This is a genomic window from Enterobacter sp. E14S (assembly GCF_055666685.1).
The window spans coordinates 15,597-26,323 of record NZ_JBVODQ010000018.1 but is presented as its reverse complement, the minus strand read 5'-3'; the positions used below and the strand labels follow the sequence as shown (position 1 = coordinate 26,323).

14 protein-coding genes and 1 pseudogene are annotated in these 10,727 nt (G+C 51.9%); 6 read left to right on the top strand and 9 right to left on the bottom strand.

The genetic code is table 11. The annotated features are described in order from the left end of the window. Positions 1-346 precede the first annotated feature (346 nt). Entirely contained in the window at positions 347-901 is a 555-nt protein-coding gene (locus ACZ6J2_RS21750; RefSeq protein WP_471726634.1) for a gamma carbonic anhydrase family protein, read from the top strand. Here ACZ6J2_RS21750 and ACZ6J2_RS21745 read toward each other — a convergent pair. Genes ACZ6J2_RS21745 through dprA form a run of 6 tightly spaced genes read right to left on the bottom strand, consistent with a single transcriptional unit; the run spans position 877 to position 4,660 of the window. Continuing rightward, positions 877-1,125 (bottom strand): DUF1488 family protein, encoded by a 249-nt coding sequence (locus tag ACZ6J2_RS21745; RefSeq protein ID WP_471726633.1) that lies wholly within the window; start codon positions 1,123-1,125, stop codon positions 877-879. The two genes, ACZ6J2_RS21750 and ACZ6J2_RS21745, sit on opposite strands and share 25 nt — an antisense overlap. Beyond that, a complete protein-coding gene (gene aroE, locus ACZ6J2_RS21740; protein ID WP_471726631.1) occupies positions 1,122-1,940 on the bottom strand; it encodes a shikimate dehydrogenase in 819 nt (272 codons plus the stop codon). The genes ACZ6J2_RS21745 and aroE overlap by 4 nt, the downstream gene beginning before the upstream one ends. Before the next feature lie 4 nt (positions 1,941-1,944). Continuing rightward, positions 1,945-2,517 (bottom strand): L-threonylcarbamoyladenylate synthase type 1 TsaC, encoded by a 573-nt coding sequence (gene tsaC / locus ACZ6J2_RS21735; protein ID WP_471726630.1) that lies wholly within the window; start codon positions 2,515-2,517, stop codon positions 1,945-1,947. After that, positions 2,510-3,064 carry a DNA topoisomerase family protein gene (locus tag ACZ6J2_RS21730; protein ID WP_032662341.1) on the bottom strand — a complete coding sequence of 185 codons (555 nt, stop codon included), beginning with the start codon at positions 3,062-3,064 and terminating at the stop codon, positions 2,510-2,512. Before ACZ6J2_RS21730 ends, tsaC begins: the two co-directional genes overlap by 8 nt. Positions 3,065-3,090: 26 nt before the next feature. Continuing rightward, positions 3,091-3,564: a DUF494 family protein Smg gene (gene smg, locus ACZ6J2_RS21725; RefSeq protein WP_008503477.1), complete on the bottom strand. Its 474-nt coding sequence runs from the start codon at positions 3,562-3,564 to the stop codon at positions 3,091-3,093. Beyond that, complete coding sequence (gene dprA, locus ACZ6J2_RS21720) at positions 3,536-4,660, bottom strand: DNA-protecting protein DprA (protein ID WP_471726629.1); 1,125 nt, start codon at positions 4,658-4,660, stop codon at positions 3,536-3,538. Before dprA ends, smg begins: the two co-directional genes overlap by 29 nt. A 127-nt stretch (positions 4,661-4,787) precedes the next feature. On the opposite strand from dprA, the gene def reads away from it, so the two are divergent. The 5 genes from def (at position 4,788) to mscL (ending at position 9,566) form a co-directional block, all read left to right on the top strand. After that, positions 4,788-5,297, top strand: coding sequence for a peptide deformylase (def, locus tag ACZ6J2_RS21715; protein ID WP_006812188.1), 510 nt, complete (start codon positions 4,788-4,790; stop codon positions 5,295-5,297). Positions 5,298-5,322: 25 nt separating this feature from the next. Next, positions 5,323-6,270, top strand: a complete 948-nt coding sequence (gene fmt, locus ACZ6J2_RS21710) for a methionyl-tRNA formyltransferase (protein WP_471726628.1) — start codon at positions 5,323-5,325, stop codon at positions 6,268-6,270. A gap of 52 nt (positions 6,271-6,322) precedes the next feature. After that, complete coding sequence (gene rsmB, locus ACZ6J2_RS21705) at positions 6,323-7,609, top strand: 16S rRNA (cytosine(967)-C(5))-methyltransferase RsmB (protein ID WP_471726627.1); 1,287 nt, start codon at positions 6,323-6,325, stop codon at positions 7,607-7,609. A 22-nt stretch (positions 7,610-7,631) separates the two neighbouring features. Beyond that, positions 7,632-9,008, top strand: coding sequence for a Trk system potassium transporter TrkA (trkA, locus tag ACZ6J2_RS21700; protein ID WP_395996931.1), 1,377 nt, complete (start codon positions 7,632-7,634; stop codon positions 9,006-9,008). Positions 9,009-9,155: 147 nt separating this feature from the next. Next, on the top strand, positions 9,156-9,566 hold the full coding sequence (gene mscL / locus ACZ6J2_RS21695; protein WP_023309449.1) for a large-conductance mechanosensitive channel protein MscL: 411 nt from the start codon (positions 9,156-9,158) through the stop codon (positions 9,564-9,566). Here mscL and ACZ6J2_RS21690 read toward each other — a convergent pair whose 3' ends face one another. The 3 genes and pseudogenes from ACZ6J2_RS21690 to ACZ6J2_RS21680 all read right to left on the bottom strand — a co-directional run bounded on the left by ACZ6J2_RS21690 (position 9,567) and on the right by ACZ6J2_RS21680 (position 10,635). Next, on the bottom strand, positions 9,567-9,782 hold the full coding sequence (locus tag ACZ6J2_RS21690) for an alternative ribosome-rescue factor A (RefSeq protein ID WP_471726626.1): 216 nt from the start codon (positions 9,780-9,782) through the stop codon (positions 9,567-9,569). A gap of 57 nt (positions 9,783-9,839) precedes the next feature. After that, positions 9,840-10,265: a Zn(2+)-responsive transcriptional regulator gene (gene zntR, locus ACZ6J2_RS21685; RefSeq protein WP_471726625.1), complete on the bottom strand. Its 426-nt coding sequence runs from the start codon at positions 10,263-10,265 to the stop codon at positions 9,840-9,842. A 2-nt stretch (positions 10,266-10,267) separates the two neighbouring features. Further along, positions 10,268-10,635, bottom strand: a pseudogene (locus ACZ6J2_RS21680) (DnaJ family domain-containing protein). Positions 10,636-10,727 lie beyond the last annotated feature (92 nt).

Here is a 10,727-nt window from a genome sequence, read left to right as displayed (position 1 = left end):
GATAAATTGTTAAAGAGCAGTGCAACGCGGCTTTCGCTCACCGTTGCGAGGTGGCGTATATTACGCTTTCCTCTTTCAGAGTCAACCCGTTATTTCAGGATTTTTTCTCTTCAACCGACCGGGTTGTTTGTGAAGTGATTCACATCCGCCGTGTCGATGGAGGCGCATTATAGGGATCCCATTTTTTAGCACAAGTATTTTTTAGATCTTTTTTTCCGACTGCTGATTTTCCGCGCTTTTCGCTGAAATCCCGCCCGATCTGCTTAAATATTGACGTATTTTGCCTTGCCGCGATCCATTAATATGATCAAAGTCTTCTGTATAGCGCTCATTGTTAGAGGTAGATATGCCCGCAGTATTACGTCCTTATAAAGATCTGTTCCCCCAAAAAGGCGATCGCGTGATGATCGATGCCAGCAGCGTGGTGATTGGCGATGTCCGAATGGCCGATGACGTCAGCATCTGGCCGCTCGTCGCCATCAGGGGAGATGTTAACTATGTGTCGATTGGCGCTCGTACCAATATTCAGGACGGCAGCGTTCTGCATGTCACGCACAAATCCTCCTATAACCCGGACGGTAATCCCCTCATCATTGGAGAAGAGGTTACCGTCGGCCATAAAGTGATGCTTCACGGCTGCACTATCGGGAATCGCGTACTTGTTGGCATGGGGTCGATTTTGCTGGATGGCGTCATAGTAGAAGATGACGTAATGATTGGTGCCGGTAGCCTGGTACCACAGAACAAACGGCTGGAGAGTGGCTATCTCTACCTGGGAAGCCCGGTAAAACAGATCCGCCCCCTGAGGGAGGCAGAGATCGAAGGGTTAAAATACTCGGCGAACAACTACGTTAAATGGAAGAATGACTATTTGGATCAGGACAACCAAACCCAGCCCTGATCGTCTTCCTGCTGTTCGCGGATTAAATCGCTGGCTTCCTCTTCCAGATCCCAGCGATTTTCGCAAAATATCGCTATCGGGTCTGAACCGCCAAAACGACGCAACAGCGTTTCCCCAAGAATGGCACAGGTAAGTTGCATCCCCTGCACCAGCACCGGAAAACAGACCGCTTGTTTAGTCTCATCCCAGTTCTCTCTGTCCGGGAAATGGATAGCCTGGTTCATGCCGAAAGCTCCTGCTTTAACTTTTCAATGACAGGTTCGACAGCTGGCAACACGCCATGCCAGAGCAGCACCGCATGCGCGGCCTGACCCACCAGCATTCCCAGTCCATCGGCTAACTGCTTCGCGCCGTGTTGTTCACACCAGTTAAGGAAAGGCGTTTTCCCTTTCTGATAAAACATGTCATAGAAGTACATATGCGCGCTGACCAGAGAAGCGGGAATTGCCGGGATCTCGCCATTGATGCCGCTGGACGTGGCGTTGATGACAAGATCGAACTCACGATCGGCAAGATCGTCAAGCGCTACCGCGCTCACGCTGCCGGTATGCGCAAACAACGTCGCCAGCGCTTCCGCGCGGGAAAAGGTTCTGTTGGTAATGGTCACCGCACAGTCCAGTGAAAGCAGAGGCAACAGTACTCCCCGCGATGCGCCACCCGCACCAATCAGCAGGATCCGGAAACCGGGCTTAATAAACGACAGTCGTTCCAGATCGCTAAGTAAACCAATTCCGTCTGTGTTGTCACCCAAAAGGCGTCCATCCTCAAGCCGTTTTAGGGTATTGACTGCACCAGCCAGTGAAGCGCGCTCGGTGAGCTCATCCGCTCGTTCGAAGGCTTCCTCTTTAAAAGGGACCGTCACATTCGCGCCTTTACCGCCCGCGGCGAAAAAAGCCTCCAGCGTTGGGATAAATGCATCCACCGGTGCCAGTACGCGACCATAGGGATGGTTTATCTGCAGCTGCTTCGCAAATTGCTGATGAATCAACGGTGATTTGCTGTGTGCAATCGGATTACCAAAAACAGCATAGGTTTCCATGAGATTACCCCTGGCGAAAACGTTCGCCGGTCAAAGCGTCGCGAATTTCAGACGGATTCAGGCGCCCTCCCGTATCACCGACAGCAACAGGGAAGTCATTCCCGAACTGCGCCAGCACTTCTTCGGTTGTCCGACAAGGTGGCAATCCGGTCAGGTTGGCGCTGGTTGAGACCAGCGGTTTGCCAAATGCCAGACAAAGCTCAACCACCAGCGGATGGTCAGTTACGCGAACGGCGAGGGAATCAAAACGTCCGGTTAACCAGCGCGGCGTTGTCGGCTGCGCCGGGAAGACAAAGGTCACCGGTCCAGGCCACGCCGAGAAGATAGTCTCGCGCTGCGTCGGCGTCAGCATGGAATCATCGATATAGGGCTTAAGCTGCTCGTAGTTCGCAGCGATCAAAATCAGCCCTTTTTCGACAGGTCTTTGTTTTAAGGCAAGCAGACGGCTCACTGCCGTCTCGCTGTCAGGATCGCAACCGACCCCAAAAACAGCTTCAGTTGGATAGGCGATGACTTCTTCATTTTTCAGTACGTCCACTGCATGCGCAATGGAGCCTGATGGCAGGTTATTATTCACTATTTTGATCCGCCGTAACCGGCTTTCCACATTGTTTACTGGCGCAGAAGCGTTTCATGCCTTGCGCGGTTTTCTTCTCTATGAGTAGCGGATAATTGCAATGAGGGCAGGTTCCCGCTACCGGTTTAAAATTGATAACGAACTGGCATTCAGGATAGCGATCGCACGAATGGAAGGTCTTACCATAACGGGAGCGGCGCTGTACCAATTGACCGCGCTGACACTGAGGGCACGCAATTGCCGTTTCATCAGGCTTATCAATTTGTTCCGTATGTTCGCATTCCGGGTAGCGGCTACATCCAATAAACATGCCGAAACGCCCCTGACGCAGGGCTAATTCACCACCGCAGACTGGACAAAACTGACCCTCCAGAATTTTAACGATATGTCCATCCGCCTGGCTTTTCAGGGGACGGACATAATCACATTCCGGATAGTGTGAACAACCGAGAAACGGGCCGTGTTTCCCGGACCGAATAACAAGTTCAGCCCCGCACTGCGGGCAGGGCTCATTTTTATGCACCGTGAATAGTGCTGATTTGGCCATAACAACTCTTGGTGCTGCACATTGAATTAGTGCAGCATACCTTCATTCACTTCAAAGAGTAATTCTTCCATTTGCTGATAGGCGTTTTCACAGCCCGGGATATTAAACAGAACCATCAGGATCACCCACTTGAGATCTTCCAGTTCAAATTCTGCTGTATCCAGCGCCATGACGCGCTCTATCACCATTTCTCTCGTTTCGAGGTTCAGCACCTGAATCTGCTCAAGGAATAAGATGAACCCCCGGCAGCTGGCGTCCAGCCTTTCACACTCTTCTGCGGTATAAATGCGTACTGACAATGGGTCAGAAGCAAGCTGCATCGGTTCGGCGAGGCCTTCCTGATAATCAGCCAGTTTTTCCAGCCACATCAACGCATTATAGATATCTTCCCGCTCAAACCCCGCATCGGTAAGATCCTGTGTCAATTTGTCCTGATCCACTCGCATTTCTGCTTCGTTATGGATGTAAGTCTCAAACAAATACATCAGTACGTCGAACATGGCATGCCCTCCTTAATCGGACATAGCCGCCGGGTACAGCTGCGATCCACCCTGCTAACTCCAGTTCGAGTAGCTGTGCTACCGTCACTGGCACAGGTTGGCCGGCACGTTCAGCGACAACGTCAACAGGTGTTACCTCATCTCCTACGTTAGCCAGGAGCTTGGGAAATGGCAATGCCACCTTTCCCTGATCTGATGAATATTGTCGCTTTTCGGGATCTTCCTGCAGCCATTGCAACCCATATTGCAAATTTTCAAGAATATCTCCTACTTCCGTTACCGGCGTTGCCCCTTGCTTAATCAGCCAGTGGGGCCCCTCGCATCCGGGATTACCTATCGGACCAGGCAAGGCGAAGACTTCTCTACCCTGCTCGAGCGCGCATCGCGCCGTGACCAGCGAACCGCTTCGGCGCGCCGCTTCAACCACCAGTACGCCTTTGCTAAGCCCGCTGATAATGCGATTACGACGCGGAAAGTTTGCTGGCCTCGGCTGTGCGGAAAGCGGGAACTCAGACACTATCGCGCCGTCAGATTCAATAAGCCGCATCGCCAGTGCCTGATGCCGGCGTGGATAAATGCTAAAAAGACCGTTCCCCAGCACCGCTACGCTTCGTCCCTTAACTGACAGCGCCGCGCTGTGGGCTACGCCGTCAATACCGCAGGCCAGCCCGCTGGTGATCGTGAAACCGCTTTGTGACAGTTGTTCGCACAGGATTTTCCCCCATCGCTCGCCGTACCATGACGGCGCACGACTGCCTACCACCGCCAGCTGAACCGTATTAAGCGTCTCAGGGTTACCTTTTACGAATAATGCCCCGGGATAATCAGGGATCGTGCGGAGCAAAGGGGGATAAAGGGGATGGTTGGCCGTTAATAAATGATGTCCCGGCTGCTCGAGCCACATAAGGCTACGTTCCAGCTCGCTCTCATCGAGTGCAAAGAAGCGTTCAGTCTGCTTTGCTGTCAGCCCGACGTTTCTGGCCACGGGCACGTTGAGGTGTTCCTGCTTCTGCAGTCGCGCAGCCACTTCCAGCATTACATCACCACACACAGCCCCTGTGTGTATTAGCCGTAACCATATCTCGGTAGACGTCATCCTTTCCCCTGCCATAAGCGGCCTCCGCAATCATTGCGATTGGTCACTGATGCTGTCAATCGATGGGGGATTTGTCTAGAATAGAAAGAGTATTCTTATCAACTCCTGAACACGACTCTGGAAATTTATGGCAGTTTTGCAAGTGTTACATATTCCGGACGAGCGCCTTCGCATCGTCGCTGAACCGGTCAAAGAAGTGAATGCAGAAATCCAGCGTATCGTTGATGATATGTTCGATACCATGTACGCCGAAGAAGGCATTGGCCTGGCGGCCACGCAGGTGGACATTCACAAGCGAATTATCGTGATTGATGTTTCCGAAAATCGCGATGAGCGTCTGGTGCTGATCAACCCTGAGCTGCTCGAAAAGAGTGGCGAAACCGGTATTGAGGAAGGCTGTCTGTCCATTCCTGAACAGCGCGCTTTAGTGCCGCGTGCCGAAAAAGTGAAAATTCGCGCGCTGGATCGCGACGGTAATCCGTTCGAACTGGAAGCAGACGACCTGCTGGCAATTTGTATTCAGCATGAGATGGACCACCTGGTCGGTAAACTGTTTATCGATTATCTCTCGCCGCTGAAGCAGCAGCGTATTCGTCAAAAAGTAGAGAAACTGGATCGTTTGCGTTCTCGCGCATAACGTCCCCCCGGATACAAGGATCATCGTGTCTAAAACACTACGTATTATCTTCGCGGGAACCCCTGATTTTGCAGCGCGTCATCTTGACGCGCTGTTATCGTCTGGTCACCAGGTTGTTGGCGTCTTTACCCAGCCGGACCGTCCTGCTGGTCGCGGCAAAAAACTGATGCCGAGCCCGGTAAAGGTGCTGGCAGAAGAGCATGGGCTACCCGTTTTCCAGCCCGCATCGTTGCGCCCGCAGGAAAATCAGCAGCTGGTTGCTGATCTGAATGCCGACGTAATGGTGGTGGTGGCTTACGGTTTAATTTTGCCAAAAGCTGTGCTTGATATGCCACGCCTGGGTTGCATCAACGTGCATGGGTCTCTGCTTCCGCGCTGGCGTGGTGCTGCACCTATCCAGCGCTCGCTGTGGGCAGGTGATGCCGAAACGGGCGTTACCATCATGAAGATGGACGTAGGTTTAGACACCGGCGATATGCTGTATAAACTGGCCTGCCCCATTACGTCAGACGATACCAGCGCCACGCTGTATGACAAACTGGCAGACCTCGGTCCACAAGGGCTTATCGAGACGCTCCAGCAGCTGGCTGACAATACGGCGAAACCGGAAGTTCAGGATGAGGCACTGGTGACGTATGCCGAAAAACTGAGCAAAGAAGAAGCGCGGATCGACTGGTCCCTGTCAGCCGCTCAACTTGAACGCTGCATTCGCGCTTTTAATCCTTGGCCAATGAGCTGGATGGAGATTGATGAGCAGCCGGTGAAAGTCTGGAAAGCCTCCGTTATTAGCGGTACTACCACGGCTGAACCCGGTACGATTGTTGACGCCAACAAGAACGGGATCCAGGTGGCGACTGGGCAAGGGATCCTGAATCTTGAATCGCTACAACCGGCCGGTAAGAAGGCCATGAGCGCCCAGGATCTGTTAAATTCCCGTCGCGAATGGTTTATTCCGGGCAATCGTCTTGCCTGAGCAAATTTATTCTTAAGGCCCGGTGTTTCCGGGCATTTTTATTTTTACGGTTATGAAAAAACAAAATCTACGCAGTATGGCGGCTCATGCCGTTGAGCAGGTTATCGAACAGGGCCAGTCACTAAGTAACGTCCTGCCTCCCCTGCAACAAAAAGTATCTGATAAAGACAAAGCCCTGCTTCAGGAGCTCTGCTTTGGCGTTCTGCGCACGCTTTCTCAGCTTGAGTGGTTGATTAACAAGCTGATGTCACGCCCAATGACAGGCAAGCAACGCACCGTACACTATTTGATTATGGTGGGTTTTTATCAGCTTCTTCATACCCGCATCCCACCTCATGCCGCGCTGGCTGAGACGGTTGAAGGCGCCGTTGCGATTAAACGCCCTCAGCTGAAAGGGCTGATCAACGGCGTACTGCGTCAGTTCCAGAGACAGCAGGAAGAGCTTCTGGCTGAATTTGCCCAAAGCGAAGCACGTTTCCTGCACCCGGACTGGCTGTTGAAGCGCCTGAAAAAAGCTTATCCACAGCAGTGGCAGGAGATTGCCGATGCCAACAACCAGCGCCCGCCAATGTGGCTACGCGTCAATCGTAATCACCACAGCCGTGACGCATGGCTGAGCTTGCTCGAAGAAGCTGGAATGAGTGGATTCCCGCATGAAGCCTATCCGGATGCCGTACGCTTAGCCTCACCTGCACCGGTACATGCATTACCCGGTTTTGATGAAGGTTGGGTAACCGTACAGGATGCCTCGGCGCAGGGCTGCATGACCTGGCTTGAACCCAAAAATGGTGAGCAGATCCTCGATCTTTGCGCCGCACCTGGGGGCAAAACGACGCATATTCTGGAAGTGGCTCCGCAGGCCAGCGTGATGGCAGTGGACGTCGATGAACAGCGTCTCTCACGCGTCTACGACAACCTCAAGCGTCTCGGCATGAAGGCTCAGGTTAAGCAGGGCGATGGACGCAAACCCGCAGAATGGTGTGGTGAAACCCAGTTCGATCGCATTTTGCTGGATGCTCCCTGCTCTGCAACCGGTGTTATTCGTCGTCATCCTGACATCAAGTGGCTACGCCGCGATCGTGATATTCAGGAACTTGCCCAACTGCAATCCGACATTCTCGACGCCATTTGGCCGCATCTTAAACCTGGTGGAACGCTGGTCTATGCGACCTGCTCCGTGCTGCCGGAAGAAAACAACCAGCAAATCACGGCCTTCCTTAAACGTACGCCGGACGCCGCGCTGCGCGATACGGGAACGCCTGAATCCCCGGGTCTGCAGAACCTGCCGGGTGCTGAAGAGGGTGATGGCTTCTTTTACGCTAAGCTAATCAAAGAGTGATGTTGAGAACAGGTCACGAGATATGAAGATTATCATTCTGGGTGCAGGACAGGTGGGCGGAACGCTGGCGGAAAACCTGGTTGGCGAAAACAACGACATCACAATCGTTGATACCAACGGCGATCGTCTGCGTGTCTTACAGGACAAGTTTGACCTGCGCGTGGTACAGGGTCATGGTTCGCACCCCCGTGTTCTTCGTGAGGCGGGCGCCGACGATGCCGACATGCTGGTTGCAGTAACCAGTTCGGACGAAACCAATATGGTGGCCTGTCAGGTGGCCTACTCGCTTTTCAACACGCCAAACCGAATTGCGCGCATTCGCTCTCCGGACTATGTTCGCGATGCTGAAAAACTGTTTAATTCCGAAGCGGTCCCCATTGACCACCTCATCGCGCCAGAACAGCTGGTTATCGACAATATCTATCGCCTGATTCAATATCCGGGCGCCCTGCAGGTGGTGAACTTTGCCGAGGGCAAAGTGAGCCTGGCAGTGGTTAAGGCCTATTATGGCGGACCATTGATCGGCAATGCGCTTTCCACCATGCGCGAGCACATGCCGCATATCGATACGCGCGTCGCAGCGATTTTCCGTCACGACAGGCCAATTCGCCCGCAAGGTTCCACGATTGTCGAAGCCGGTGATGAAGTCTTCTTTATTGCGGCCTCACAGCATATTCGTGCGGTGATGAGTGAACTTCAGCGTCTCGAAAAACCCTATAAACGCATTATGCTGGTCGGCGGCGGCAATATCGGTGCCGGCCTGGCACATCGGCTGGAAAAAGATTACAGCGTGAAGTTGATCGAGCGCGATCAACAGCGCGCTGCTGAACTGGCGGAAAAACTGCAAAATACGATCGTATTTTATGGTGATGCGTCGGATCAGGAGCTACTGGCTGAAGAGCATATTGATCAGGTTGATCTCTTTATTGCCGTCACCAACGACGACGAGGCGAATATAATGTCCGCCATGCTCGCGAAGCGCATGGGGGCTAAAAAAGTCATGGTGCTTATCCAGCGTAAGGCGTATGTAGATCTGGTTCAGGGCAGCGTTATTGATATTGCCATTTCCCCTCAGCAGGCGACAATTTCCGCTCTCCTGAGCCATGTTCGTAAAGCGGATATTGTCGGCGTGTCATCGCTTCGCCGTGGCGTAGCGGAAGCTATTGAAGCCGTGGCTCATGGAGATGAAACGACGTCGCGCGTCGTCGGCCGTTCGATCGACGAAATTAAACTGCCGCCAGGCACGATTATCGGCGCCGTTGTGCGCGGGAATGATGTCATGATTGCCAATGATAATTTACGAATTGAGCAAGGCGATCACGTTATTATGTTCCTTACCGATAAAAAGTTTATTACCGACGTCGAACGTTTATTCCAGCCAAGTCCATTCTTCCTTTAAAGAAATTGGGTGCTCGAGTAAGAGCACCCTTACTTTATCCGTTTAATTTCTGTGCCTTTTATTTTTCATATTGTTTAATTATCCCGAATGGCAATTGGCTAATGATTTGTTAAACTTAAACTCGTCAGCTGGCACAAGGAGAGAACAATGAGTTTTATTAAAGAATTTCGCGAATTTGCGATGCGCGGGAACGTGGTAGATTTGGCAGTGGGTGTCATTATTGGTGCGGCATTCGGCAAGATTGTTTCATCATTAGTGGCCGACATTATCATGCCACCTTTAGGGTTGTTAATCGGCGGCATTGATTTCAAACAGTTCGCTTTCACGCTGCGTGAAGCGCAGGGTGATGTTCCGGCTGTAGTGATGCACTACGGCGTATTTATTCAGAACGTATTTGATTTTGTGATTGTCGCGTTTGCCATATTTATGGCCATCAAGCTGATCAACAGGCTCAACCGTAAAAAAGAAGAGCCGGCTGCAGCACCTGCGCCAACGAAAGAAGAAGTGCTGTTGAGTGAGATCCGCGATCTGTTAAAAGAGCAAAATAACCGCGTCTAATCAACAGATAAAAGCAGGAAGGCCAGTGGTAAATAAGCGAATCGCTTGCTTGCCACTGGCCTCCCAGTTACCCCGTTTTTCATGTTTGTCTTTACGCAGATAACTTCCTTTCCCTTTTTTATTCTTCTCAACGCGCTGCCTGAATAACGGGTCGTGAAGTAACGCCTCAATGGCATTGTCCTTAATTTGTCCTTTCGTGTGCTGATAGCGGCTCATAATGTCTCCAGAGTAGGGTTTATGACGACGGGAGTCTAGACCCGGTTGAACTAAAAATCAACAGTCCTGCGTTTCTCCACTCGCTCCCTGTTCAAGGGCTTCGAGGATTGAACAATAAATGCTGCTGTGTGCCGTACCGCAGCAGGCATCATTCAGCCTTTGCAGAGAGCGCTGCATGGTTTGCAGTTCCTGTATACGCGCTTCAACTTCATCCAGCCGGGCCTGCACGATGCTTTTAGATTCCTGGCAGGTGTGATGTTCCGGATCGATGCGGATCGATAATAACTCGCGGATCGAATCCAGCGTGAAACCGAGCTGACGCGCATAACGAATAAACCGCAGGCGCTGCAGATCGTTATCGGTATAAAGGCGAAAGCCTCCTTCAGTACGTACTTCATGATCGATCATCTGCTGCTTTTCGTAATATCGGATGGTATCCGGCGTAACGTTCGCAAGCTTCGCAAGTTCACCGATGCGGTACATAACTACTCCTCGCTTATTTTCTGCATCAATCTTTCACCGTATTCACCGTGAAGAAAATTAGTGTTCATCCCAGCCTGGCGTAGCTTGAGTTCAAGCAGGGCGAGACGGCGGCTAAGTTCAGAATGTCGTGGATCGTCATGGCGGATCTCTTTGAGAAGATCGGCCAGTTCAACAGCTTCTCTGCGCTGTTCGAGCTCCGGGGGAAGACAGCCTGCATTTTTCAGTAAACGGTATCCAGAGCGTAATTCCGGTGCAATGTGCGAATCATCGTAAAGTACAAGAGGTTCGCCGCTTCCCGGAAGATCGTCGAATTCACCTTTTTTTGGGCATCGCGAATATGGCGTTCTGCCCACTGGTCGAGCAACCACATTACCAGCTCCAGGAGATGAACAGAATTGATACAGACATTGTAGAGAAGTGGGGATATAGCGGATATAAAAAACCCGCCGGAGCGGGTTTTTT

Bases quoted from the DNA above. Each gene is read 5' to 3' on its own strand.
- ACZ6J2_RS21750 (WP_471726634.1), top strand. From the start codon at position 347: ATGCCCGCAGTATTACGTCCTTATAAAGATCTGTTCCCCCAAAAAGGC.
- ACZ6J2_RS21745 (WP_471726633.1), bottom strand. From the start codon at position 1,125: ATGAACCAGGCTATCCATTTCCCGGACAGAGAGAACTGGGATGAGACT.
- aroE (WP_471726631.1), bottom strand. From the start codon at position 1,940: ATGGAAACCTATGCTGTTTTTGGTAATCCGATTGCACACAGCAAATCA.
- ACZ6J2_RS21730 (WP_032662341.1), bottom strand. From the start codon at position 3,064: ATGGCCAAATCAGCACTATTCACGGTGCATAAAAATGAGCCCTGCCCG.
- smg (WP_008503477.1), bottom strand. From the start codon at position 3,564: ATGTTCGACGTACTGATGTATTTGTTTGAGACTTACATCCATAACGAA.
- dprA (WP_471726629.1), bottom strand. From the start codon at position 4,660: ATGACGTCTACCGAGATATGGTTACGGCTAATACACACAGGGGCTGTG.
- def (WP_006812188.1), top strand. From the start codon at position 4,788: ATGGCAGTTTTGCAAGTGTTACATATTCCGGACGAGCGCCTTCGCATC.
- rsmB (WP_471726627.1), top strand. From the start codon at position 6,323: ATGAAAAAACAAAATCTACGCAGTATGGCGGCTCATGCCGTTGAGCAG.
- trkA (WP_395996931.1), top strand. From the start codon at position 7,632: ATGAAGATTATCATTCTGGGTGCAGGACAGGTGGGCGGAACGCTGGCG.
- mscL (WP_023309449.1), top strand. From the start codon at position 9,156: ATGAGTTTTATTAAAGAATTTCGCGAATTTGCGATGCGCGGGAACGTG.
- ACZ6J2_RS21690 (WP_471726626.1), bottom strand. From the start codon at position 9,782: ATGAGCCGCTATCAGCACACGAAAGGACAAATTAAGGACAATGCCATT.
- zntR (WP_471726625.1), bottom strand. From the start codon at position 10,265: ATGTACCGCATCGGTGAACTTGCGAAGCTTGCGAACGTTACGCCGGAT.